Origin of the sequence: Bradyrhizobium hereditatis, from assembly GCF_020329435.1 — a bacterium.
Classification (GTDB): Bacteria; Pseudomonadota; Alphaproteobacteria; order Rhizobiales; family Xanthobacteraceae; genus Bradyrhizobium; species Bradyrhizobium hereditatis.
The window spans coordinates 72,105-94,957 of record NZ_JAGKJK010000022.1; the positions used below are offsets into that span (position 1 = coordinate 72,105).

At 63.6% G+C, this 22,853-nt stretch carries 23 protein-coding genes; 14 read left to right on the forward strand and 9 right to left on the reverse strand.

The window, feature by feature from the left end; genetic code table 11:
• Positions 1–2: 2 nt before the first annotated feature.
• Positions 3–146 (reverse strand): hypothetical protein, encoded by a 144-nt coding sequence (locus J6524_RS33265; RefSeq protein WP_225678124.1) that lies wholly within the window; start codon positions 144–146, stop codon positions 3–5.
• 106 nt (positions 147–252) lie between these two features.
• Between J6524_RS33265 and J6524_RS33270 the strand changes: the two genes are divergently transcribed.
• The 4 genes from J6524_RS33270 to J6524_RS33285 all read left to right on the forward strand — a co-directional run bounded on the left by J6524_RS33270 (position 253) and on the right by J6524_RS33285 (position 5,797).
• The gene (locus J6524_RS33270) at positions 253–1,980 is read left to right on the forward strand and encodes a cation:proton antiporter (RefSeq protein ID WP_225678125.1); all 1,728 of its coding nucleotides are present in this window, start codon (positions 253–255) and stop codon (positions 1,978–1,980) included.
• 242 nt (positions 1,981–2,222) lie between these two features.
• On the forward strand, positions 2,223–3,296 hold the full coding sequence (ribB, locus tag J6524_RS33275) for a 3,4-dihydroxy-2-butanone-4-phosphate synthase (RefSeq protein WP_225678126.1): 1,074 nt from the start codon (positions 2,223–2,225) through the stop codon (positions 3,294–3,296).
• A 195-nt stretch (positions 3,297–3,491) separates the two neighbouring features.
• Positions 3,492–4,706, forward strand: coding sequence for an acyl-CoA dehydrogenase (locus J6524_RS33280; protein WP_225678127.1), 1,215 nt, complete (start codon positions 3,492–3,494; stop codon positions 4,704–4,706).
• 173 nt (positions 4,707–4,879) lie between these two features.
• A complete protein-coding gene (locus tag J6524_RS33285; protein ID WP_225678128.1) occupies positions 4,880–5,797 on the forward strand; it encodes an MBL fold metallo-hydrolase in 918 nt (305 codons plus the stop codon).
• Positions 5,798–5,871: 74 nt separating this feature from the next.
• On the opposite strand, the gene J6524_RS33290 is transcribed toward J6524_RS33285, so the two are convergent.
• Positions 5,872–6,723 (reverse strand): DUF1499 domain-containing protein, encoded by an 852-nt coding sequence (locus J6524_RS33290; RefSeq protein WP_225678129.1) that lies wholly within the window; start codon positions 6,721–6,723, stop codon positions 5,872–5,874.
• Between the two features lie 458 nt (positions 6,724–7,181).
• Between J6524_RS33290 and J6524_RS33295 the strand changes: the two genes are divergently transcribed.
• Positions 7,182–8,411, forward strand: coding sequence for an SEL1-like repeat protein (locus tag J6524_RS33295; RefSeq protein ID WP_225678130.1), 1,230 nt, complete (start codon positions 7,182–7,184; stop codon positions 8,409–8,411).
• Between the two features lie 97 nt (positions 8,412–8,508).
• Here the strand turns inward: J6524_RS33295 and J6524_RS33300 are convergent, their stop codons facing one another.
• Positions 8,509–9,405 carry a LysR family transcriptional regulator gene (locus J6524_RS33300; protein ID WP_225678131.1) on the reverse strand — a complete coding sequence of 299 codons (897 nt, stop codon included), beginning with the start codon at positions 9,403–9,405 and terminating at the stop codon, positions 8,509–8,511.
• Positions 9,406–9,498: 93 nt separating this feature from the next.
• Here J6524_RS33300 and J6524_RS33305 point away from each other — a divergent pair, with 93 nt between their 5' ends.
• The gene (locus tag J6524_RS33305) at positions 9,499–9,735 is read left to right on the forward strand and encodes a hypothetical protein (RefSeq protein WP_225678132.1); all 237 of its coding nucleotides are present in this window, start codon (positions 9,499–9,501) and stop codon (positions 9,733–9,735) included.
• Between the two features lie 146 nt (positions 9,736–9,881).
• Here J6524_RS33305 and J6524_RS33310 read toward each other — a convergent pair whose 3' ends face one another.
• On the reverse strand, positions 9,882–11,510 hold the full coding sequence (locus J6524_RS33310) for a fatty-acid--CoA ligase (protein WP_225678133.1): 1,629 nt from the start codon (positions 11,508–11,510) through the stop codon (positions 9,882–9,884).
• Between the two features lie 83 nt (positions 11,511–11,593).
• Between J6524_RS33310 and J6524_RS33315 the strand changes: the two genes are divergently transcribed.
• Positions 11,594–12,730 (forward strand): extensin family protein, encoded by a 1,137-nt coding sequence (locus J6524_RS33315; RefSeq protein WP_225678134.1) that lies wholly within the window; start codon positions 11,594–11,596, stop codon positions 12,728–12,730.
• Between the two features lie 28 nt (positions 12,731–12,758).
• On the opposite strand, the gene J6524_RS33320 is transcribed toward J6524_RS33315, so the two are convergent.
• Positions 12,759–13,445 (reverse strand): L,D-transpeptidase, encoded by a 687-nt coding sequence (locus tag J6524_RS33320; RefSeq protein ID WP_225678135.1) that lies wholly within the window; start codon positions 13,443–13,445, stop codon positions 12,759–12,761.
• A 400-nt stretch (positions 13,446–13,845) separates the two neighbouring features.
• Here J6524_RS33320 and J6524_RS33325 point away from each other — a divergent pair, with 400 nt between their 5' ends.
• The gene (locus tag J6524_RS33325) at positions 13,846–14,823 is read left to right on the forward strand and encodes a magnesium transporter CorA family protein (RefSeq protein WP_225678136.1); all 978 of its coding nucleotides are present in this window, start codon (positions 13,846–13,848) and stop codon (positions 14,821–14,823) included.
• Positions 14,824–14,951: 128 nt separating this feature from the next.
• Complete coding sequence (locus J6524_RS33330; protein ID WP_225678137.1) at positions 14,952–15,170, forward strand: hypothetical protein; 219 nt, start codon at positions 14,952–14,954, stop codon at positions 15,168–15,170.
• Positions 15,171–15,301: 131 nt separating this feature from the next.
• Here J6524_RS33330 and J6524_RS33335 read toward each other — a convergent pair whose 3' ends face one another.
• Together J6524_RS33335 and pdxH are read right to left on the reverse strand one after the other, a co-directional pair.
• Positions 15,302–16,054, reverse strand: coding sequence for an SDR family NAD(P)-dependent oxidoreductase (locus J6524_RS33335; protein WP_225678138.1), 753 nt, complete (start codon positions 16,052–16,054; stop codon positions 15,302–15,304).
• Between the two features lie 42 nt (positions 16,055–16,096).
• Entirely contained in the window at positions 16,097–16,738 is a 642-nt protein-coding gene (gene pdxH, locus J6524_RS33340) for a pyridoxamine 5'-phosphate oxidase (protein WP_225678139.1), read from the reverse strand.
• A gap of 14 nt (positions 16,739–16,752) precedes the next feature.
• Here pdxH and J6524_RS33345 point away from each other — a divergent pair, with 14 nt between their 5' ends.
• Positions 16,753–17,265 (forward strand): RT0821/Lpp0805 family surface protein, encoded by a 513-nt coding sequence (locus tag J6524_RS33345; protein ID WP_249789742.1) that lies wholly within the window; start codon positions 16,753–16,755, stop codon positions 17,263–17,265.
• Positions 17,266–17,375: 110 nt separating this feature from the next.
• Positions 17,376–18,329, forward strand: coding sequence for a DnaJ C-terminal domain-containing protein (locus J6524_RS33350; protein WP_225678140.1), 954 nt, complete (start codon positions 17,376–17,378; stop codon positions 18,327–18,329).
• A 295-nt stretch (positions 18,330–18,624) separates the two neighbouring features.
• Here the strand turns inward: J6524_RS33350 and J6524_RS33355 are convergent, their stop codons facing one another.
• Positions 18,625–19,395 carry an anti-sigma factor family protein gene (locus tag J6524_RS33355; RefSeq protein ID WP_225678141.1) on the reverse strand — a complete coding sequence of 257 codons (771 nt, stop codon included), beginning with the start codon at positions 19,393–19,395 and terminating at the stop codon, positions 18,625–18,627.
• Positions 19,396–19,462: 67 nt separating this feature from the next.
• Positions 19,463–19,951, reverse strand: a complete 489-nt coding sequence (locus J6524_RS33360) for an RNA polymerase sigma factor (RefSeq protein WP_225678157.1) — start codon at positions 19,949–19,951, stop codon at positions 19,463–19,465.
• 183 nt (positions 19,952–20,134) lie between these two features.
• Between J6524_RS33360 and fabI the strand changes: the two genes are divergently transcribed.
• The 3 genes from fabI (at position 20,135) to aroC (ending at position 22,846) form a co-directional block, all read left to right on the forward strand.
• Entirely contained in the window at positions 20,135–20,965 is an 831-nt protein-coding gene (gene fabI / locus J6524_RS33365; protein ID WP_225678142.1) for an enoyl-ACP reductase FabI, read from the forward strand.
• 12 nt (positions 20,966–20,977) lie between these two features.
• Positions 20,978–21,577, forward strand: a complete 600-nt coding sequence (locus tag J6524_RS33370) for a histidine phosphatase family protein (protein ID WP_225678143.1) — start codon at positions 20,978–20,980, stop codon at positions 21,575–21,577.
• A gap of 180 nt (positions 21,578–21,757) precedes the next feature.
• The gene (gene aroC / locus J6524_RS33375) at positions 21,758–22,846 is read left to right on the forward strand and encodes a chorismate synthase (protein WP_225678144.1); all 1,089 of its coding nucleotides are present in this window, start codon (positions 21,758–21,760) and stop codon (positions 22,844–22,846) included.
• The last annotated feature ends 7 nt before the right edge of the window (positions 22,847–22,853 follow it).

Sequence of the window (22,853 nt, forward strand, 5' to 3'; positions counted from 1 at the left end):
GGCTAGTTCTTGATGATCTTGATCGGCCGCCGCTCGCTGATGAAGGCATAATGTCCGGCGGTGGCCACCACCGTGAGCGACGTGGCGAAGTTCTGCTCGATGGCCCCGGTCTGCGCCACGGCGTCCGGGCAATCAAGGATCGACATTACGGCCAGAATCGCGAAAAGAAGGCCTCTTCCACGGCTGTGACACATTGCTTGTTTGCCCCCTGCGCGGGTACTTCTAGGTTGGGGCAGGGGGAAATCCGGAACCATGCACGAACTTATTCGCGATATCACCTTATGCATCCTGTTCGCCTGGGTGCTCGGCCTGCTGGCGCATTTCTCCCGGCAGCCGCTGATCCTGGCCTACCTTATCGCCGGGTTCGTGATAGGTCCATTCGGCATGCGCTGGGTCGAGTCCCAGGAATCGATCACCGTCATCTCCGAGCTTGGCCTGATCTTCATGCTGTTCATGATCGGGCTGGAAATCGACCTGAAGAAGATCGTGCGCGCCGGCAAGGTCATCCTGTTCGCCGCGGGCGGGCAGTTGATCGGCGGTGTGGTGCTGGGAATCCTGTTCTTTATCGCGATCGGCTTGTCGATGGGCAGCGGCCATTTCGACGCGCTGTATCTGTGCGTCGCCTGCGCGCTGTCGAGCACGGTGATCATCGTCAAGGTGCTGTACGAGAAGCGCGAGCTCGATACGCTGCCGGGCCGGATCACGCTCGGCGTGCTGGTGCTGCAGGATATCTTTGCCATCCTGTTCCTGGCGGTGCAGCCGAGCCTCGATAATCTGCAGGTGAGCGTGATCCTGCTGTCGATCGTGCGGGTCGGCGTGCTGGTCGGCGTTGCGCTCGTGCTCAGCCGTTACGTGCTGCCGTGGCTGTTCCACCAGATCGCGCGCCGGCCGGAACTGGTCCTGCTCGGCGCGCTGGCCTGGTGCTTCCTGATCGGCGAGATCGCGGAGAGACTGCACCTGTCGCGCGAGATGGGCTCGCTGGTCGCCGGCGTTTCGCTGTCGACGTTCCCCTATGCGCTCGACGTCACCGCCAAGGTGACGACGCTGCGCGACTTCTTCATCACGCTGTTCTTCGTCTCGCTCGGCATGACCATTCCGATTCCCAGCGCATCGGTGATCGGGCTGGCGCTGGCGATCGCGGCCTTCACCGTCGTCAGCCGCGTGGTCACGACGTTCACGCCGCTCTATCTGATGAAGCAGGGCCTGCGGGCGAGCCTGTTGCCGGCGATCAACCTGGCGCAGATCTCGGAATTCTCGCTGGTTGTGATCCAAACCGGCGTGCTCGCACACCATATCAGCCCGGAGACATCGAGCGCGGCGTCGTTCGCCTTCGTGGTGCTGGCGGTGCTGAGCACCTTCGTCATGGGCCGCAGCGACCAGGTGACGCGCGGCCTGATCGGCCTTCTGAAGGGAATTGGGTTGCGCGATCTCGATCACAAGCATGAAGCCGAACGCGGTCACGAGGGCGGGCATGGGGAGGCGCGCCGGATCGTCATCCTCGGCTTCTTTCGCGCCGCCAGCGCGCTGGTCGCCGAGATCGAGCGCCGCAATCCGGCGGTGCTCGAGCAGATCACGGTGATCGACTTCAACCCGCTGGTGTTCCGCACCCTGACCGACCGCGGCATGCACGTGGTCTATGGCGACATCAGCAATGTTGATACGCTGGTGCATGCCGGCGTCGGCAAGGCCGAGCTGATTATCCTCAGCATCCCGGACTCGCTGCTTAAGGGCGCCGACAATGAAAAGCTGGTCCGGCACGTGCGCTCGCTCAACCCGACTGCCAAGATCGTCGCGACCGCGGAGATACTGGCTGATGTCAACGACCTCTACGAGGCCGGGGCCGATTACGTGACGGTAACCAGGCTCAGCGACGCCCACGAGCTCTACAAGGTCATCGAGGCCGCCCAGGCCGGGCTTTTGGAAGACAAGCGCGCCGAGACCGACGCGCTGCTCAGCGAGCGCCGCGAGGTGCTGCCGTAGCGGAAAAAGAGGGCGGTACAGGCTGACTTCGCCGGCAGCTCGACATATCTACGGCTGATCGGGACGGTCAATGCCATCGGGCGGAATCGTAAGCGATTTTGCTCGTTCCAAGGCCTGTGGCATGGCCACTCGCTGCACCCGCCGGCTGAGGTTCTGCCCTGCGTATTGACGCTGGCGCTGGCCATGAAGTCCGGCTAATGCACTTTCTGCACTTGAGCGGGATATGACGAGATTTTGGGAAAATGGCCGATACGATCCAGGAAGTTCTGCAAGCCTTTGCCAAGGGTGAGCTCGTTGTCGTCACCGACGATGACGATCGCGAGGGCGAGGGCGATCTGATCGTCGCGGCCTCGCTCTGCACCGCGGAGAAGATGGCATTCATAATCCGCCATACCTCCGGCATTGTCTGTGCGCCGATCACCACCGACGATGCCCGCCGGCTGCGGCTCGATCCGATGGTGGCGCACAACGAGTCCAACCACACCACCGCCTTCACCGTCTCGATCGACTACAAGCCGGATGGCGGCACCGGCATTTCGGCGGAGGAGCGCGCCTCCTGCTGCCGCGCGCTCGCCAATCCCAACGCCGGCGCCAATGATTTCGCCCGGCCGGGCCACATCTTCCCGCTGATCGCCCGCGATGGCGGCGTGCTCTTGCGCTCCGGCCACACCGAGGCGGCCGTCGATCTTTGCAAGCTCTCCGGGCTGCCGCCGGTCGGCGTCATCTCCGAGTTGATGAACGACGACGGCACCGTGATGAAGGGCGAGCAGGTGGCGCGCTTTGCCGCCAAGCACAAGCTCAAGCACGTCACGATCGCTGACATGATCGCCTACCGCCAGGCGCGCGAGAAGCTGATCGAGCGCGTTGCGACCTTCACTACCGATAGCCCGATCGGACCGCTGCAGGGCTATGCCTATCGTTCGCCGTTCGACGAAATTGCGCATGCCGCCTTCGTCTATAACGGCGTCGGCGACGGCAAGAACGTGCTGACGCGGCTGCACAAGCCCAACATCGTCAAGGATCTCTTCACCGGCCAGGCGCGCATGCAAATCGTGCTGGACCATTTCAAGAAGGCCGGTCGCGGCGTGCTAGTCTATCTGCGCGATGGCGCGGCCGGGGTTCCCGTCGAACCGGTCGGCGAACCAAAAACCGCGGAAGCCGATCGCCACCGGCAATGGCGCGAAGTTGGCGTCGGTGCCCAGATATTGCGCGATCTCGGCATCACCTCGATCATCAATCTCACCTCGTCGGTGCACGATTACAAGGGACTATCCGGTTTCGGCATCGAGATCGTCTCCAACGAAAAGTTGGAGTGATAGGGACGAGTCATTCCGGGCGATGCGTAGCATCGAACCCGGAATCTCGAGATTTGCGGTGCGCAATTGCGCACCTGAGGTCTGGTGCTTGCGCACCATCCCGGAATGACGAGTACCCAATCCATTTGCGCTTCCGCCGATAGCGCATTAATTTGGCGGCAATTACATGAGGACAGTGATGCGAAAGGGATTTTCATGAGCGTGCGCCCTCAAGCCAAGGACAAGCCGGCTGCGGCTTCCTTTCAGTGGGACGATCCGTTCCTGCTCGACGACCAGCTCACCGAAGATGAGCGCATGATCCGCGATACCGCGCGCGCCTATGCACAGGACAAGCTCCTGCCGCGCGTCATCAACGCGTATCTGGAAGAGAAGACCGACCGCGAGATCTTCAACGAGATGGGCGAGCTCGGCCTGATCGGCGTTACCCTGCCTGAAGAGTATGGCTGCGCCAATGCGAGCTATGTCGCCTACGGCCTGGTGGCGCGCGAGATCGAGCGCGTCGATTCCGGTTATCGCTCGATGAACTCGGTGCAGTCGTCGCTGGTGATGTACCCGATCTACGCCTATGGCGATGAGAACCAGCGCAAGAAATACCTGCCGAAGCTCGCGACCGGCGAGTGGGTCGGCTGCTTCGGCCTGACCGAGCCGGATGCCGGTTCTGACCCCGGCGGCATGAAGACCCGCGCCGAGAAGGTCTCGGACGGCTACAGGCTGACTGGCAGCAAGATGTGGATCTCCAACGCTCCGATCGCTGATGTGTTCGTGGTCTGGGCGAAATCCGCTGCGCATGACAACCAGATCCGCGGCTTCATTCTGGAAAAGGGCATGAAGGGCCTATCCGCCCCAAAGGTCGGCGGCAAGCTGTCCCTGCGTGCTTCCATCACCGGCGAGATCGTGATGGACGGCGTGGTGGTGCCGGAGAGCGCGCTGCTGCCCAACGTATCGGGCCTGAAGGGACCGTTCGGCTGCCTCAACCGCGCCCGCTACGGCATTTCCTGGGGCGCGATGGGCGCAGCCGAGGACTGCATGCATCGCGCGCGGCAATACACACTTGATCGCAAGCAGTTCAACCGGCCGCTCGCGGCGACGCAGCTCGTGCAGAAGAAGCTCGCGGACATGGAGACCGAAATCGCGCTCGGCCTGCAGGCCTCGCTCCGCGTCGGTCGCCTGATGGACGAAGGCAAGATGGCGCCGGAGATGATCTCGATCGTCAAGCGCAACAATTGCGGCAAGGCGCTCGACATCGCGCGTGTCGCCCGCGACATGCACGGCGGCAACGGCATCCAGATCGAGTATCACGTGATGCGCCACACCGCCAATTTGGAAACCGTGAACACCTATGAAGGCACTCACGACGTCCACGCCCTGATCCTGGGCCGGGCGATCACGGGCATTCAGGCGTTTTCGTAAAGTGTGTTGAGAGGATACTCCGACGTGGCCTCACTTTCCGCTGTCATCGCCCGCGAAAGCGGGCGATCCAGTACGCCGCGGCCTCTCGTTTCGGCTCGAACGTAGTGATTACTGGATACCCCGCCTTCGCGGGGTATGACGACGGTGGTTGTGGCGCGACAACAGGAACAACAATGGCCGATAACGACGACATCCCGTTCAACCGCGACTTTCCGCTGAAGCCCGGCATTGTCGACGAGCCGCGGCCCGGTGTGCGGCGCGTTCTCTGCAACAATCCGAGCCCGTTCACCTTTACCGGCACGGTCAGCTACATCGTAGGCAAGGGCAACGTCGCGATCATCGATCCCGGTCCCGATGATGAGGCGCACGCGAAGGCGCTGCTCGATGCCGTGCGCGGCGAGACGGTCACGCATATTCTCGTCACCCATACTCATCGCGACCATTCGCCGAACACCGCGCGGATCAAGGCGGCGACCGGCGCGCCTGTTTACGCCGAGGGGCCGCATCGCGCCTCGCGGCCGCGCTTCGAGAGCGAGAAACACAATCCGGAGTCCGGCGCAGACCGCGATTTCCGGCCCGATATCGAAGTCAAGAACGGCGACGTCATCGAGGGGAAGGGCTGGGCATTGGAGGCGGTCGCCACCCCCGGCCACACCGCCAATCACCTGGCGTTTGCGTGGCCTGAGCGAAAGATCAATTTCGTCGGCGATCACGTGATGGGCTGGTCGACCTCGATCGTGGCACCGCCGGACGGATCGATGATCGACTACATGGCCTCGCTCGCGCGATTGGAAGCGCGCGAGGAGGATCTGTATTTTTCAGGCCATGGCCCGGAAATTCCAGAAGGACCGCGTTACGTCCGCTTCCTGACCCGCCACCGCCAGGCCCGCGAAGCCTCGATCCTGCACCGGCTCGGCAAGGGCGAAGCCGACATTCCGACCATGGTGCGCGCGATCTATATCGGCATCGACCCGCGGCTGACCAATGCCGCCGGCTATTCCGTGCTGGCCCATCTGGAAGATCTGGTTGCGCGGGGGCTCGTGGCGACCGACGGCGATCCGGTGATCGGCGGAACGTATCGGCTGCCGTAGCGGCGAATAGCGAATGGCGAGTGGCGAATAGGGAAGGGCGGCCCTGCTATTCGCTACTCGCTACTCGCCATTCGCTACTTTTTCACATTCTTCGCCTGCGCCTTGGCCGGCGCCTGCGGCTTCTTCGGCGCTGCCGGCTTGGCGTTATCGACGGCTTCGTTGATGTCCTCGATCAGCTTGGAGATACGCGCAGCGTTGCTGCCGAGGTCGCTTTCGAAATAGCGCGAGGAAGAGCGAATATCGACGCGCGATTCATCGCCGTCGGGCGTGATCCGGATCGAGACGTCCTCGCGGAATCCCATGATCGGCGTTCGTGCCACTGCCTCGATGCGGCCGATGCGACGCGGCGGCTGCGGCGGCCGTTCGTCGATCACCAGCCATTTGCGCTTGTTGACCAGCGCCAGCGTCACCTCATAGGCCCGCTGCGGCGGTACTTCGAGCTCTACCGTCTCGATGTCGGGATAGGCGATCCGCTGCTGTTCGGCCGAATAGAGGCCGGCGTAAACCGCGGAGTTGACGCCTTCGCCGCCGCGCAGCCGTGCCAGCGCCTCGAAGCGCGGTGGATCGATCGGATCGGTGGTGATGTCGTGGATCGCCGGCAGCTTGCGGTATTGCAGGGCGAGGTAAGCCGGGTAAGCGAGCAGCAGGGCGTTGATCAGGAACGCCAGCAGGATCCGGCCCATGCCGCGCGAGCCGTTCTGCCAGATCGCGGCAAAGGCGGCGAGGCCGAGCAGGATGGAAAGCACGGCGCAACCGAGCGCGCCGAAGAAGGTCACCAGCGCCGGCTTCATCTCGAGAAAGTCGAAGCGCACGATGAGGATCGAGGCGATCGCCGCGACTACGGCGAAGATGGCGAGGTTGCGCGACCAGGTAGCGAGGCTGGACACGGGCTCCGACTGATAGGGAGCGGAAAACCTTCGGGCCATCGGTCAAAATCTACCGTGTTGGAGTCTGGCCGGCGGGTGGCCGGGTTGCAAACCCGCAGCTTGAGACCACGGCATGGCGCGAATTTCAAGGTTTTGCACGAAATACTCGTCGGCCAATCGTCATGCTTCAGCAACTTTACGGGTTAACTATCGCTGTAAATTGATTATTAGTTGTGAATTGAAGTTGGACTAACTTTCGTCTACCTCTCGCCGCCAGGTTGTCGTATTTGCCGCAACACGGGACTGTCCTGCACGGGACGCCGGCGAACGCCAACCAAATGGGGAAACGGCGGGTGTCAGCCGGAAGCGCTGCAGGATGATCTCAACTCCTGGTCCTTGTTGCGGGCGGAGTCGCAAATAAATTGCGGTTGCGCCCCCGGAGTTCTAAGATCGCATAGGGCGCAATCGGCATACGTCCGCGGGGCTAGCGGAAGGCCCCACGAGGGCGAGTGTTCAGTATGAGTAATGCAAAGCACGAAGGATATGTCGGCCCGAACGATCCGGCATACTATGCGCCGCGCGAGGTGAGGGAGCGGGGCAGTGGTGAGCAGCCTAACAACCCGATGCTCATGCAGAACGACGATGGCTGGCGTCCGCGAGTGACGACGGAAGGGCCGCCCTTACAACCATTCAGCAAGTCGCCACGCCGCCAGGATTCCGAAGTGTTCACCAAGGCCGTCGCCCAGGCGATGCAGGAGGCGAGGGACAACGTGCCCGTGGAAGCGCCATCCGTGCTCCGCGATCTATCGGGACGGCGCGCACTCCTTCAGCAGGTCATCCGCTTCTCGATCGCGGTGGCGATTGCCGCCAGCATCGCGATGCTTCTCGTCATGGCCATTCCGTCTTCGCAACGCCCTGCCAATCAGGATGCGTCGCTCTCGGCTGCCTGGCAGTCGGTGAAGTCGTCGGTGATTCCGGCGCCGCAGCCGCAACCGGCGAAGCGTACGCCGACCTTGGCCGTGCAGGATGGCAGCGGGTTCACCAACGATCCCGTGCCGCTCGGCATCCACGTCGGCTCTCCGCCGCCTGACGCCTACGTATCTATCAGTGGACTGGCTGCAGCCGCACGGCTGACGTCGGGCAGGCGGGTCGGTCCGGGCGAGTGGCGCGTATCGGCCACGGAGATATCAGGCGTTTCGGTCATTCCGCCGGACGGATTCACCGGCCAGATGCTGGTGACGGCAGAACTGCGTGACGGCACTGGCGCGGCGCTCACCGGCACGTCTACGCGGCTGAGCTGGGCGCCCGTGCCGGTCGCTGCGGCGCCGGTCGTCGCGCGGCCGGTCGTTGCCCCGCCGGTCGCAGCTTCCGCGCCGCCGCCCGTCGCCCCCGTTGCCATGGCCACCGCCGCACCGTCGGCGCCCGCCCTGCCCGCCGCGCCGCGGGCGGAGGTCGTGCGCAGCCTCGATCCCAAGGAAATCGCCGTCCTGCTCAAGCGCGGACAGGACCTGCTCGCCGCTGGCGATGTGCAGTCGGCGCGGCTGCTTCTGCTGCGCGGCGCAGAGGCGCGCGATGCGCGTGCGGCGCTGCTCGTCGGTACGACTTACGATCCGGTGCGGCTCAAGCAGATCGGCGCCGACGGTCCGCTCGCTGATGTTGCCCAGGCCCGCATGTGGTATCAGCGCGCAAAGGAATGGGGCGAGCCCGACGCGCAGCGACAGCTCGACGCGCTGGCGCTCTCGCGCTGATTCTCCGGGCGGGCGCGCTATGCGCGCCCGTCAATTGCACCGACGTTCCCGATCGTCTGGAAGCGGCCGTTGCCGTGAACGGTGGTGCTGTGCGCTGTCACCGCCCACCGTTCATTTGCGAGACCATGAATTCGGTGAAGGCCTTCACGCGCGGGGTGCGGTGACGGCCGGGCACGGTCACGACGTGAACCGGAAACGGCTCGCTCAGATGGCTGTCCTCTAGCAGCGGCACCAGCGCGCCTTCCCGCATCGCGCGCGCGACGACGAAATCAGCCAGTCGCGCAATGCCGAGCCCGGCCACCGCCGCATCGAGCAGCAGGTCGGCATTGTCGCTCGCAAGGTTGCCCGAGATGGCAAGCCGGTTGATGCCTTCGCTGGTGTGGAACGGCCATTGGTTGAACTGCCCAAAGTCGGTGATCGTCAGGCAATTGTGCTGCAGGAGATCGGCCGGCACGCGTGGTGAGCCGTGCTTCTCCAGATAGCGCGGGCTGGCGCAGATCAGGCGTCTGGCGTCATGGAGCTTGCGCGCCACAAGCGTGGAGTCGCCGAGCCATCCGGAGCGAATGGCCAGGTCCACCTGCTCGGCAACGAGATCGATTTGCTGGTCCGAAACGAGAAGCTCGACGGTGATGTCAGGATAGCGGGTGAGGAAGAGCGGCAGCGCGGGACCCAGGATCTGCTTGGCATAGGTCGTTCCGACGCTGATCCGCAGATGGCCGCGCGGCGCCTGGCTGGCCGCCGTGACTTCGGCTTCCGCGGCCTCGATCGATGCGAGGATTTCGCGGCTGCGGGCGACGAACAGTTCGCCTTCGGCGGTCAGGACCAGACGCCGCGTGGTGCGCGTCAGCAGGCGGACGCCGAGCCGGTCCTCGATCCGGGTCACGAGCTTGGAGAGCGCTGAAGGCGTGATCCCGAGATCGCCGGCCGCCGCGGCGAAGCTGCCGCGTTCGATCACCCGCACAAAGGCATTCATTTCGTCAGAGGCGCTATTCATGAACCAATTTCAGGAATGAAGTGAAAACATAGAAGATTATCAATCCTGTGGAAAGGAATAAGTTCGCAGCATCAGTTCGTGGAGACGAAAGCAATGTCAGCACAGGTGACATGGGGCGGTGGCCCGGAGCAGCCCGGCAGCGGCGATGGCGTCCTGCGCCACCCTAACGGCAGTATCGATATCAGGGCTTATGCAACCATCGCGCATCGCCAACGCGCTGCGGCGTTGGCATCTTCGCTCGTTTCGGCGGTGCGGATGGCACGTGAGGTCTGGGCAGCCATCACCCTGCCTCGCGCCCACCGACGAGCAGCCGGAAAACCGTGCCGCTGATGACGCGAAAGGGACGACGGCCTGCGTGCAAGGTAGTGCGTAAAGCTGCCGAAAATGCGGAAACGTTCAGTCGCCGACGTCGATCAAAGTTCACGCCGGCAGTTTTGTAGGCTGTCCCTCCCGGGCACGGAAGGGACAGCCTCAGTTCACGCCGCCGCGTTCGGGAAGCTATAGCTCTTGAACTGCTCGCGCAGCGCGGTCTTCAGGATCTTGCCGGTCGCGGTGTGGGGGATGCCGTCGACGAAAGCGACGTCGTCAGGCATCCACCATTTGGCGATCTTGCCTTCCATGAACTTCAGGATTTCTTCGCGCGTCGCCTTCTGGCCCTGCTTGAGCTGCACGATCAGAAGCGGACGCTCGTCCCATTTGGGGTGATAGACGCCGATGACGGCGGCTTCCGCGACCGCGGGATGGCCGACCGCGAGGTTTTCCAGATCGATCGACGAGATCCATTCGCCGCCGGACTTGATGACGTCCTTGGAGCGGTCGGTGATCCGCATGTAGCCGTGTGGATCGATCGTGGCGACGTCGCCGGTATCGAAGAAGCCTTCCTCGTCGAGGATGTCAGTATCAAGCTTGAAATAGGCCTTGGCGACGGCCGGGCCGGCGACCTTGAGGCGGCCGAACGTCTTGCCGTCCCACGGCAGCTCCTTGCCGGCATCGTCGGTGATCTTCATCTCGACGCCGAACGGCGGGTAGCCTTGCGTCTGCAGGATGTCGAGGCGCTCCTCGCCGGTGAGCTCGGCAAAGGGCGGCTTCAGCGCCGCCACCGTGCCGATCGGGCTCATCTCGGTCATGCCCCAGGCGTGGCGCACGCGAACGCCCATATCGACGAACGACTTGATCATTGAGCGCGGCATCGCCGAGCCGCCGCACACCACACTCTTGAGGTGGGGCAGCTTCAGATTATTGGCCGCCATGTGGTTGAGCAGCATCAGCCACACGGTCGGAACGCCGGCAGTATGCGTGACCTTCTCGGTCTCGAGCAGTTCGAAGACGGAGGCGCCGTCGAGCTTGGGGCCGGGCATCACGAGCTTGGTCCCCATGGAGGGTGCGGAGAACGCGATGCCCCAGCTGTTGGCATGGAACAACGGCACCACCGGCAGCATTGTCTCGGCGGCGCTGGTGCCGAGGGCATCGACATTGTTGGCCATCAGCCCGTGCAGCACGTTAGAGCGATGCGAATACAACACGCCCTTCGGATCACCTGTCGTGCCCGAGGTGTAGCACATCGCGGCCGCGGTATTTTCATCAAAGTCCTTCCACGTGAACTTGCCGTCGACCTCGCCGATCCAGTCTTCATAGGCGATCGCGTTCTTGAGCGTCGTCTGCGGCATGTGCGCCTTGTCGGTCAGCACGACGTAGCGCTCGACGCTCGGCAGGTTGTCGGCGAGCTTTTCCAGGATCGGCACGAAGGTGATGTCGGTCATCACCATGCGGTCCTCCGCATGGTTGATGATCCAGGCGATCTGGTCGGGGAAAAGTCGCGGATTGACGGTGTGGCAGATCGCGCCGATTCCCATAATGCCGTACCAGCATTCGAGGTGGCGCCAGGTGTTCCAGGCGATGGTGGCGACGCGATCACCGAGCTTGATGCCGTCGCGGTCGAGACGCTGCGATACTCTCAGCGCGCGTGCATGAATTTCGGCGTAATTGGTGCGATGAATGGGACCTTCGACGGACCGCGTGACGACCTCTTGCGTGCCGTGATACTTCGCCGCGTGTTCGATAATCCGATGGCAAAGCAAAGGCCAATCTTGCATCAAGCCGAGCATACGCACTTTCCTCCAATGGTTCGTTCTTTGCCGCGATCTGCCCTCTCTATGGGCGGATCGGCGGTTGGGTTCGTGGAATTGACATGAACTTTACCGCGCGGAAAGCAAGCCGAAAATGGGCTAATGGCGCCTTTGGCCGCATTGGAGCGGCAATGGTTACCGCTGCGGCGGCAGCGCTATTGATTGGCATGCCAGCCGAGCCGGCGTTGGCGGCGAAGGCCTCGCACGCCGCGCCCTGGGACAATCTGTTCAGGCATTTACAGCCGCGTCCGCGAGCAAAGGCGCGACACGCCGTCGTGCCGTTGCCGAAGCCGCGTCCCGCCGAAGCGCCATCTGACGAGGCTGAGCAGCCGCCCGAGAAGGAGCAGGCATCGCCTGAGAAGGACAAGGCCAAGGAGCAGGCGACGCCGGCGCCCCAGCCCACGCCGCAGCCATCGGCCTGCCGGCTGGCGTTGACGGACGAAGTCGCCATCGCTCCCAGCATCCCGGATATTCGTGGCACCAACGGCTGCGGCGGCGAGGATCTGGTGCGGCTGGAGGCGATCGTGCTGCCGGACAAGCGGCGTGTGTCAGTGAAGCCGGCAGCGATCCTGCGCTGTCCCATGGCTTCCGCGGTCGCCGACTGGATCCGCAACGACCTTGCGCCGCTGGCGGAGCGCCTCGGCAGCACCGTTTCCGACCTCGACAATTTCGATTCGTTCGAGTGCCGGGGCCGAAACCGCATCGTGGGCGCGAAACTCTCAGAACATGGCCGCGCGAACGCGCTCGACGTGCGCGGCTTCAAGCTCGCCGATGGCACCTCGATTTCGCTGACCGACCGGACCGTGCCGCGGAAATTGCGCGAGAGCGTGCTGCACTCCGCCTGCACGCGGTTTTCGACCGTGCTCGGTCCGGGCTCGGACTGGTACCACGAGGACCACATCCATCTCGACCTGATGGAACGGCGCGGCAATTACCGGATCTGCCAGTGGGACGTGTGGGACCCGCTGCCGCAGAAGGCCCCGTTATTGCCGGCCGAGCGGCCCGAGGAAGCGCCGCCGCGCGAGGTTGCCGCCAAACCGGAAGATGCCAAATCGGATGCCGGCAAGCACGACGCTGGCAAATCTGAAGCGGCTCATGATGCCGAGCCCGAGGCCGAAAAATCGAATGCCGAAAAGGACGAGCCGCCGCGTGAGGAAAAGCCTGCAAAGAAAAAGCGCCGGCAAAACCGGCGCTCTTGATCCTTGACTGCAGTGTAACCGACGTCGACTACTGGGCCATCGGGCCGCTGTTGCCGCCGCCCTGCAGCGCCATCTTGGAGTTGAACGGCGAGTCACCCTGCTTGGGCTCGAGCACAACGACTACGGTGCCGGTTTTCACGCGGCTATAGAGGTCGATGACGTCCTCGTTGGTCATACGGATGCAGCCTGACGAGATCGACGCGCCGATATATTCCGGCTGGTTGGTGCCGTGGATGCGGAACAGCGTGTCGCGGTTGCCCTGATAGAGGTAGAGCGCGCGGGCGCCGAGCGGATTATCTACGCCGCCGGGCACCGAAGCCGGCAGGCCTTCGATACGCTTGTGAATGTCGGCGGTTGGCGTCCACTTCGGCCATTCGGCCATGTTGCCGACCCGGGCGATGCCGGAGAAAGCCAGTGCTTCCTCGCCCACGGTCACGCCGTAGCGGATCGCCTTGCCGCCATCCTGCACCAGATAGAGGTAGTGGTTGTCGGAATCGACGACGATGGTGCCGGGCAGTTCCTTGCGGTGATAGTCGACAATGGCACGGCGGAACGGCTCAGGAGGCTTAACCGCAGCATACCGCGCTTTCGCGAGCTGGGCCTTGTCGTTCGGCTTGAGGTTGGCCTCAGGGGCGGCCTGATAAGTGGTTGCCGGCATACAGCCGGACAACGCAAGGCCAGCGGCGAGCAACCCCAACATTACTTTCAGCGACATGGCTACTTCCAATCGAAAGTCTGGCGTTCGCAGCGACAATCTTGCGCCAAAAACGCGACGATTCCATTAATCCCATTATCCGCAATTACCGGCCGATAAGCCAGCATTTGCAGCCCTGTTCGGCGCTGCGGAAGCCCAGCTGTGGCTTTTGTGCCGCAAGTTTTGCGGCCGTCGGTTGTTTTCTGGCCACAGGGGATGCCCCGAGCCTGATCGGGGCCCCGCCAGCGCCACCCCGCCGCCACAAATATGGATCGCCGGTTAATGCGCCGGTCATGAAGCGCTCGGCAGAATCGGATTTAGTATCCTTCGGTAGCCATGGCGCTTTGATGCGAAAGTCGTTACCGGCTCGCGTAGAGAAGCACGTAGAACAACGGGCCGCCGCCCAGTTTCGGAGTTGCCCATGTTTTCGGTCTTTGTTCCCTTCGGCTCCACACTCAAGAAGCTCCCCGCCGCGGATCCGGCGGCCCTTCCGGACAATGCAGTCTGGATCGACCTCTTGAACCCCACGTCGGAGGAGGATCGCGCGGTTGAGCGGCTGGCCGGGATCGCGGTCCCGACCCGGGAGGACATGCAGGAAATCGAGATTTCCAGCCGGCTCTATATCGAGAACAGCGCCCGCTACATGACCGCGACGCTGATGTGCAATTCCGACACCGACATGCCGAAGACCACGGCCGTGACATTCATCCTGGCCGGTCACCGCCTGGTCACCGTCCGTTACGATGAGCCGAAGCCGTTTGCCCTGATCGAGCACAAGCTGGCGCGCTCATGCATGCCGGGAATCTCGGGCGAGATGGTGCTGATGGAACTACTTGACGCGGTGATCGACCGCTGCGCCGATATCCTGGAACGCGCTGGCGCTGAGGTGGATCAGGTCTCGCACGACATCTTTGAGCCCGAAAGCGCGCGCCATGGTCATGCCAAGCGGTACTCGCAGATATTGATCGCGATTGGCCGCAAGGGGGACCTGGTCTCCAAGATCCGCGAAAGCCTGGTGTCGATCGGCCGCGTCGTGACCTTCCTGTCGGCGGTGGTGGAAGGCGTCAAATGGTCCAAGGACATGCGCGAGCAGCTCAAGACTATGCAGCGCGACGTCGCCTCGCTGACCGACCACGCGTCCTATCTTTCCAACAAGATCACCTTCACGCTCGACGCCATGCTTGGCGTCGTCAATCTCGAGCAGAACAACATCATCAAGCTGTTCTCGGTGATGGCCGTCGTCTTGATGCCGCCGACGCTGATCGCCTCGATCTACGGCATGAACTTCAAGGCGATGCCGGAACTCGAATGGGCGCACGGCTATCCGATGGCACTCTTCATGATGCTCATGGCAGCAGTGCTGCCATACCTGTTCTTCAGGTGGAAGAAGTGGTTGTAGAGCGCGGTTCCCTGCGGTTCCACACGTGCGAAGATCGGTTCAACTTCACCGCTAAAATTTGAGCAGTGGGCTGAACGAATGATCGAAACTTGTCTGCGATAAATCGCGTCTCAGGCCGCGAGGATCCCATGGTTGAGAAACTCATAAAGTCGCCGCGTAACGTCATCGAGCTGGCGCGCTATCAGCAGAGCCGCGCTGTTGGCAAGGCGCAGGCGTTCTCGACGCGGCTTTGCCGGCACTGCGGCGCGGCGCTGGCGGACGGCGAGAACGAAGACGAGTGTTCGAGCACGTTCAACATCGCGGCGGCCAATCTGCGCATGGCGCAACGAAAATTTCGCGCCGAGTGAGTGGCCGGCTTGCGAGGTGATGTAGGGTGGGCAAAGGCGCATCGCGCCGTGCCCACCGCGTCCTGCGCTGAAAAAAATGGTGGGCACGCTTCGCTTTGCCCACCCTACGACGATCTGGCGGTCGCATCGCCCTAAACATGCTGGCCGCCGTTGATGTGAATCTCTGCGCCGTTCACATACGAACTGGTTTCCGTGCACAGCACATAGATAATCTTGGCGACCTCGTCCGGCGTGCCGAGCCGGTGCATGGGAATCTGCTGCTCGACGATCTTCTCGGTGCCCGGCGACAGGATCGAGGTGTCGATCTCGCCCGGCGCGATCGCGTTGACGCGGACGCCGACGCGGCCGAAGTCGTAGGCCATCTCGCGCGTCAGCGAGGCGAGCGCCGCTTTCGACGTCGCGTAGGCGGCGCCCGCGAAAGGGTGCACGCGCGAGCCCGCGATCGAGGTGACGTTCACCACCGCGCCTCTGGCGTGCTTCAATTCCTCGATCAGGCCGCGCGCGATCATGATCGGCGCGAAGAAGTTGACGTGGAAGACGTGGCTCCAGGTCTCGATGTCAGTGTCCATGGTGCCGAGCCGCCCGCCGCCCGGCGCTTTCGGCGAGATCGCGGCGTTATTGACGAGCGCGTGCAGCTCATCGTTCTCAAGCCGTCTGCGGATCTCGCCAATCGCGCGAACGGTGTCGTCGTGGCTGCCGAGGTCGACCTCGATGTGATCCTCAGGGCCCGCGCCCCACGGGCAGACTTCCGGAAAGGCATGCCGCGAGCAGGTGATGACGCGCCAGCCGGCCGAGGAGAACCGGATCGCGGTGGCATGGCCGATGCCGCGGCTGGCACCGGTCAGAAGCAACGTGCGCCGTGGCGCATTGGATGGAGCGGGCATGCAGGTCTTTCAACTTTGAACGTCGTCGCGTGGCGTTTAGCGTCAGGGATAGAGCCGCACCTTACTCCATGCTTGTCCCGGCGCATCGCGGCGGAATTCGATGCGGTCGTGCAGGCGGAACGGGCGGTCGTGCCAGAATTCGATACGCGAGGGCGTGATGCGCCAGCCGCTCCAGCCCGGTGGGCGCGGCACTTCGCCGATGACATATTTGGCGGCGACCAGTGCGATCGCCTGCTCGAAGGCGAAGCGGCTTTCCAGCGGCTGCGACTGCTTGCTGGCCCAGGCGCCAATTTGTGCCTGCTTCGGCCGCGTGGCGAAATAGGCGTCGGCCTCCTCATCCGTCACCGGCGTCACGTTGCCGCGGATACGGACCTGACGGCGCAACGACTTCCAGTGAAATAGTAAAGCAGCCTTAGGATTTGCGGCGAGTTCGCGGCCTTTCTGGCTGGCGATGTGGCTGTAGAACACGAAACCATCCGCGTCATAGCCCTTCATCAGCACCATCCGGACATCCGGCAGCCCGTCAGCATCGACGGTCGCAAGCGCCATCGCATTGGGATCGTTCGGCTCGGACTTCACGGCTTCCGCAAACCACTCGGCGAACAGCGCAAACGGTTCCTCGGCCGCTGTAAAATCACCCGATGTTAACGGTGTCGGGTGTTTGATGGAGGTCGTGTCCGTCATGGCAGGAGTCCCAGTTGCGTACCCTCGCGTCCCAGCGCGCGTTGCAGCCCGGTTACGGGCACGCCCTATATAGGACATGGGGACGCGTTGGCCTATCCGCGATCGGGCCGGCGCGCGCGGCGATGACGTTGATTTTGATCGGCCTCGGCTCAGGCGGCTGCAGCCTGTCGCGCCCGGACGCCTTCGCCAAGATGAATGCCGCCGACCTTACGGGCGCGCTCGGCAAGCAGGCGGCAACGCCGATGCCGACCGAGAGCGATCTCGCCTTTGCCCGCACCGCCGCTTCCGATGTGCTCACCAAGGGCGACAAGGATTCCAGCCAGCCCTGGGAAAATCCGGAAACCGGCGCGCGCGGCTCCGTGACGCCGCTGTCCCAGGCCTACTCCTCGGAAGATGGCCGCACCTGCCGTGATTTTCTGGCAAGCTATGTCAACGGCCGTTCGGAAAGCTGGCTGCAGGGCGCAGCCTGCAAGGCTGGCCAGGGCCGGTGGGAAATTCACACTATCAAGCCGTGGACGAGGGGCTGAAGCAGCCCGTCCAGCCGTTGCAAAAATGCAACTGGCTACCCAGATGAAGCCAAAGCGGGCGAATTGGCCTAAACTTCGAGAACTGAATTTCCGTGAAGGAGACGTGACGGATGCGCGACCCCTATGAGGTCTTGGGGGTGCCGCGGGGCGCCAGCGCTGCGGCGATCAAGAGTGCCTATCGCAAGCTCGCCAAGAAACATCACCCTGATAACAACAAGAACGATCCGAAGGCGGCTGCGCGCTTTGCCGAGATCAATTCGGCCAACGAGATCATCGGCGACGAGGACAAGCGCAAGCAGTTCGACCGCGGCGAGATCGACGCCGAAGGCAAGCCGCGCTTCCAGGGCTTCCCGGGCGGTGGCCCGCGTGGCCGCGCCAGCGGGCCTGGCGGCTTTGAATACAGCTTCCGCACCGGCGGTGATCCCGGCGGCATGGGCGCGACAGGCTTCGAGGACATCCTCAACAGCATGTTCGGCGGGGCGGCCCGCGGCGCACGTCCCGGCGGCGGCAGGACTTTTGAATTCGACACCGGCGGGATCGGCCTCGATCTCGATCTGAACGTCTCGATGTCCGTGTCGCTGGAAGAGTCCGTCAAGGGCGGGGAGAAGCGTGTGCGCCTGCCCACTGGCAAGGAGCTCAACGTCAAGATTCCCGCAGGCGTCACCGCCGGCCAGCAGATCCGGCTGAAGGGACAAGGCGAAACCGCGCCGGGCCATCCGCCGGGTGACCTGCTGATCACGATCAGCATCGCGCCGCACCCGTTCTTCAAGGTCGACGGCAGCGATCTGCGCCTCGATTTGCCCATCACGCTCTATGAAGCCGTGCTGGGCGGCAAGGTGCGTGTCCCGACCCTCGGCAGCGCTGTCGAACTGTCGATCCCGAAAAACACCAGCGGCCGCACCTTCCGCCTCAAGGGCAAGGGCCTGCCCAAGCCGGGGGGAACCGGGGACCTGTTCGTCACCACCCGAATTATCTTGCCCGACGGGAACGACAGCGATCTTGAGGCATTGATGGAGCGGTGGCGCCATAGCCACCCCTACAACCCACGCAGCGATTTGGGCTGAGTTGGCCTGATTCGCGGCGGTGATTTTGTGTGGAACTGACAACGGGGTTCCGAGCCGGAGGTTCCCGATAAAGCGCGCTTCTTTCCAGGAAAATCAAAGGGTTCCCGGAAAAAGGGGCGGCCTCGAAAGGGGGACCAGCGCGGTACCAAACCCCGATCGAGGCCGCTTGCGCCGATCGGCGGATCGAGCGCCACTCATTTTCGCGTGATCACCCGGTGCATTAATGAGACCGGCTGGTGGTTTCATTCCAGATTATTGATGTCAGAATTGGGACAAGGGGAACCTGAGGTTCCTGTCACCCCTTCTTTTCCATCTGATCGTAGACCGCCTGGGCAACCTGGTTCAGACGCGTCCGGTCGGCGCCGGTAGAAACCACCGCGTAGATGATCCCGTCATCAGCCCAGAACAGGGTGCTTTCCCGGCCATCCGCTGCGAAGCGCATCTGCGTCGCCTCGGCGTCGGATTTTGCGGTGTAGATTGTGAAGCGTTCGCCCGAGGCGCTCTCATACATCATGAAGGACGCCGGCTTGCCGGAACTCGGCAGCAGCCGCCCGCCGACGAGTTTCAATCCGGCTCCGCTCAGTTCCGGCGCCCGGACCACCCAGCCGCAGCGCTTGGTCAACCACTGCTGCAGATGGCCGCGCTCGCTGCCAGGCACCTCGACGGGATGGCGGACTTCGACAACGTAGAGCCGGTGCGCGTCGATCGCATGTGCCGTGAAATTCTGGAGAACCGAGGGGGTGGCCGTGGCATCGCGCGCGAACCAACCGACGCCGCCGCCGACAATGAACGCCGCCAGCGTGGCCGCAACTGCGCCATACACCCACCTGCGCGGGGCGCGCACCAGCCGCTCGATCTCAAGCCGCTTCGGCACCGCTTCGTCGGCGATCGAATCGTACCTCGCATGCAGCACTTCCGCCATCGCGCGCCACGAGTGCACCCGCGCGGCATCATCGGGATGCGTCGCGAGCCACGCCTCGACATCGCTACGGCGTTCCGCCGGCAGCTCGCCGTCGACATAAGCATGCAGCTCGTCTTCGGTGACGGGGATGTTGCGATCGGTCATTGTCGTCGTCTCTATCTATTCCTAATCCAGCGCCTGTTCTCTGATCCGCCTGTACATCACGCTTTCATCATTTCACCCGCCGCAGCGCCGTGCGCTCGCCCTCTAAAGAAGCTTTGACATGCGCGCGTGCACGGGCAAGCCGGGACATTACGGTGCCGATCGGCACGCCCTGGATGTCGGCGACCTCCCGGTAGCTCAGCCCTTCCAGCATCACGAGCAGCAGCACCGAGCGCTGCTCTTCCACCAGCGTTGACAGCGCGCGGGCGATGTCGCGGCCCTCCGCCTCGGTGCCGCTGGCGTCCGGGTTGTTGTCCGACAGCGGCATGAATTGCGGCCGCCGCGCCAGCGAGCGCCGCCGGTTCTTGTTCAGATTGGTCAGGATCGTATAGAGCCAGCTCCTGACGTCACCGCCGAGAAACAGCCGTTCCGAACGGAGCGCGCGCACCAGGGTGTCCTGCACCAGATCGTCGGCGATGTCGGCATCGCGCGCGAGCGCGCGGGCATAGCGGCGGAGCGCCGGGATCATGGCTTCGACACTTTGACGAAACGCGCTCATCGGCACCAGTTGCAAGAGTTGTCGGGCGCGAACGCCTTATCTAGCATAACACCCAATCGCCGCGTCTATTCCGGCCATTGAGGCCTAGCCGAAACAGCGTTAATCGGAAAGCCGATTTAGGCTCGACCGCGGTGCAGTGCTGGTGTACCCCCAAGCCGCACAGGAAGCTCGATTGGAAACCGGATGTCGCAAAAATCAGGTCTGATGCAGGGCAAGCGCGGGGTGATCCTCGGCGTCGCCAACAACCGCTCGATCGCCTGGGGCATCGCCAAGGCATGCCACGATGCGGGTGCGGAAATCGCGCTCACCTGGCAGGGTGATGCGCTGAAGAAGCGGGTCGAGCCGCTGGCCAAGGAGCTGAACGGCCTCTTGCTCGGCCATTGCGACGTCACCGATGCGGCGACCATCGACGCGGTGTTCGACGTTCTGAAGGAGAAGTGGGGCAAGATCGACTTCGTGGTCCATGCCATCGCCTTCTCCGACAAGGACCAGCTCGACGGCCGCTATCTGGAGACGACGCAGGACAATTTCACCAAGAGCATGCTGATCTCCTGCTACTCGCTGACCGCGATCGCGCAGCGCGCCGAGAAGCTGATGACCGATGGCGGCTCGATCCTGACGCTGACCTATTACGGCGCCGAGAAGTGGATGCCGCATTACAACGTGATGGGGGTCGCGAAGGCGGCGCTGGAGGCCAGCGTGCGCTATCTCGCCGCCGACCTCGGCGAGAAGAGCATCCGCGTCAACGCGATCTCCGCTGGCCCCATCAAGACCCTCGCCGCCTCCGGGATCGGCGACTTCCGCTACATTCTGAAGTGGAACGAGTACAACGCGCCGCTGCGCCGCACCGTCAGCATCGAAGAAGTCGGCGACAGCGCGCTGTATCTTTTGTCGGACCTGTCGCGCGGCGTCACCGGCGAAGTGCATCACGTCGATTCCGGCTATCACGTCGTCGGCATGAAGCGGCCCGACGCGCCGGACATCTCGCTCTCGAATTCGGCGAGCAAGGAATAGCCTGACACTCCGATGCCCGCGCCCGTGATCTACTACATCCGCCACGGCGAGACGTCATGGAACGCGGAAGGCAGGCTCCAGGGCACGCGGGACATTGCGCTGAACGATCTCGGCCGGCGGCAGGCGGTCCATGCCGGCAACATCCTTGCCGATCTTCTCAAGCGCGACGGTCGCGACACCTCGGCGCTGCCGTTCGTCGCAAGCCCGCTCGGTCGTGCGCGGGCGACGATGGAATTGGTGCGCGGCGTCCTAAAACTTCCGCCGCAAGGATATGCCCTCGACGATCGCCTGCGTGAGATCGCATACGGCGTGTGGGAGGGCTCGACGCTGGCCGAGATGCAGGCGGCCGATCCCGTGCTGTATGGCAAGCGGCTGACCGCGAAGTGGACGATGGCGCCCGAAGGCGGGGAGACCTATGCCGAGGTGCAGCAGCGGATGCGCGACTGGTACGATTCTCTTAGCGCCGATACCGTCGCGGTGGCCCATGGCGGCACGGCGCGGGCGCTGATGGTGGCGCTCGGCATCGAGACGCCGCAGAGCGCCGCCGACCTTCTGATCGAGCAGGGCGCCGTCTATGTGTTCCGCGACGGGGGGCTTAAGAAGTATAGTTAAGGGCGACAACGCCGACATTCCGGGGCGCCCGAAGGGCGAACTAGGGTGCGCCCCTTGCGCACCCGAGAACCTCGAGATTCCCCGGTGTGCAATTGCACACCTGAGGTCTGGTCCTTCGGATCATCCCGGAATGACGGTCTACGCGTTTGACCGCCGTGCAGCCCCGCGTTAGGACACGCTATGTCCCACAACACCTTCGGCCACCTGTTCCGCGTCACGACCTTCGGCGAGAGCCATGGGGTCGCGATCGGCTGCGTCGTCGATGGCTGCCCGCCGCTGATCCCGCTGACGTCAGAAGACATCCAGCACGATCTCGATCGCCGCCGTCCCGGACAGTCGCGCTTCACCACCCAGCGCCAGGAGCCGGATGCGGTAAAGATCCTGTCCGGCGTGATGACGCATCCCGAGACCGGCGTGCAGGTGACGACGGGAACGCCGATCGCGCTATTGATCGAAAATACCGACCAGCGCTCCAAGGACTATTCCGAGATCAAGGACAAGTTTCGTCCCGGTCACGCCGACTTCACCTATGAGGCCAAGTACGGCCTGCGTGATTATCGCGGCGGCGGCCGCTCGTCGGCCCGCGAGACCGCGACCCGCGTCGCCGCCGGCGCCATCGCGCGAAAGATCCTGTCCGGCGTGAAGGTGCGCGGCGCGCTGGTCCAGATGGGGCCGCACAAGATCGACCGCGACAAATGGGACTGGGACGAGGTCGCGCGCAATCCGTTCTTCTGCCCCGACAAGGACAAGGCCGCGTTCTTCGAGCAGTATCTCGACGGCATCCGGAAGGCCGGCTCCTCAATCGGCGCCGTTATCGAAGTGGTGGCGGAAGGCGTGCCGGCGGGGTGGGGCGCGCCGATCTATGCCAAGCTCGACGGTGATCTCGCGGCGGCGATGATGAGCATCAATGCCGTGAAGGGTGTCGAGATCGGCGCGGGCTTTGCGGCTGCCGAATTGTCGGGCGAGGAAAACGCCGACGAGATGCGGACCGGCAACGAGGGCACGCGCTTTTTGTCGAACAATGCCGGCGGCGTGCTCGGCGGCATCTCGACGGGCCAGCCGGTGGTGGTGCGCTTTGCCGTGAAGCCGACCTCTTCGATCCTCTCGCCGCGCAAGACCGTCGACCGCTCGGGCGCCGACACCGATATCATGACCAAGGGCCGCCACGACCCCTGCGTCGGCATCCGCGCCGTGCCGGTGGGCGAGGCGATGATGGCATGCGTGCTGGCCGATCACTTCCTGCGCCATCGCGGTCAGGTGGGCGGGTAGGACGCGG

Excerpts from the sequence above, each read along its gene's own strand:
- J6524_RS33265 (WP_225678124.1), bottom strand. The coding sequence starts at position 146 with ATGTCGATCCTTGATTGCCCGGACGCCGTGGCGCAGACCGGGGCCATC.
- J6524_RS33270 (WP_225678125.1), top strand. The coding sequence starts at position 253 with ATGCACGAACTTATTCGCGATATCACCTTATGCATCCTGTTCGCCTGG.
- ribB (WP_225678126.1), top strand. The coding sequence starts at position 2,223 with ATGGCCGATACGATCCAGGAAGTTCTGCAAGCCTTTGCCAAGGGTGAG.
- J6524_RS33280 (WP_225678127.1), top strand. The coding sequence starts at position 3,492 with ATGAGCGTGCGCCCTCAAGCCAAGGACAAGCCGGCTGCGGCTTCCTTT.
- J6524_RS33285 (WP_225678128.1), top strand. The coding sequence starts at position 4,880 with ATGGCCGATAACGACGACATCCCGTTCAACCGCGACTTTCCGCTGAAG.
- J6524_RS33290 (WP_225678129.1), bottom strand. The coding sequence starts at position 6,723 with ATGGCCCGAAGGTTTTCCGCTCCCTATCAGTCGGAGCCCGTGTCCAGC.
- J6524_RS33295 (WP_225678130.1), top strand. The coding sequence starts at position 7,182 with ATGAGTAATGCAAAGCACGAAGGATATGTCGGCCCGAACGATCCGGCA.
- J6524_RS33300 (WP_225678131.1), bottom strand. The coding sequence starts at position 9,405 with ATGAATAGCGCCTCTGACGAAATGAATGCCTTTGTGCGGGTGATCGAA.
- J6524_RS33305 (WP_225678132.1), top strand. The coding sequence starts at position 9,499 with ATGTCAGCACAGGTGACATGGGGCGGTGGCCCGGAGCAGCCCGGCAGC.
- J6524_RS33310 (WP_225678133.1), bottom strand. The coding sequence starts at position 11,510 with ATGCTCGGCTTGATGCAAGATTGGCCTTTGCTTTGCCATCGGATTATC.
- J6524_RS33315 (WP_225678134.1), top strand. The coding sequence starts at position 11,594 with ATGAACTTTACCGCGCGGAAAGCAAGCCGAAAATGGGCTAATGGCGCC.
- J6524_RS33320 (WP_225678135.1), bottom strand. The coding sequence starts at position 13,445 with ATGTCGCTGAAAGTAATGTTGGGGTTGCTCGCCGCTGGCCTTGCGTTG.
- J6524_RS33325 (WP_225678136.1), top strand. The coding sequence starts at position 13,846 with ATGTTTTCGGTCTTTGTTCCCTTCGGCTCCACACTCAAGAAGCTCCCC.
- J6524_RS33330 (WP_225678137.1), top strand. The coding sequence starts at position 14,952 with ATGGTTGAGAAACTCATAAAGTCGCCGCGTAACGTCATCGAGCTGGCG.
- J6524_RS33335 (WP_225678138.1), bottom strand. The coding sequence starts at position 16,054 with ATGCCCGCTCCATCCAATGCGCCACGGCGCACGTTGCTTCTGACCGGT.
- pdxH (WP_225678139.1), bottom strand. The coding sequence starts at position 16,738 with ATGACGGACACGACCTCCATCAAACACCCGACACCGTTAACATCGGGT.
- J6524_RS33350 (WP_225678140.1), top strand. The coding sequence starts at position 17,376 with ATGCGCGACCCCTATGAGGTCTTGGGGGTGCCGCGGGGCGCCAGCGCT.
- J6524_RS33355 (WP_225678141.1), bottom strand. The coding sequence starts at position 19,395 with ATGACCGATCGCAACATCCCCGTCACCGAAGACGAGCTGCATGCTTAT.
- J6524_RS33360 (WP_225678157.1), bottom strand. The coding sequence starts at position 19,951 with ATGAGCGCGTTTCGTCAAAGTGTCGAAGCCATGATCCCGGCGCTCCGC.
- fabI (WP_225678142.1), top strand. The coding sequence starts at position 20,135 with ATGTCGCAAAAATCAGGTCTGATGCAGGGCAAGCGCGGGGTGATCCTC.
- J6524_RS33370 (WP_225678143.1), top strand. The coding sequence starts at position 20,978 with ATGCCCGCGCCCGTGATCTACTACATCCGCCACGGCGAGACGTCATGG.
- aroC (WP_225678144.1), top strand. The coding sequence starts at position 21,758 with ATGTCCCACAACACCTTCGGCCACCTGTTCCGCGTCACGACCTTCGGC.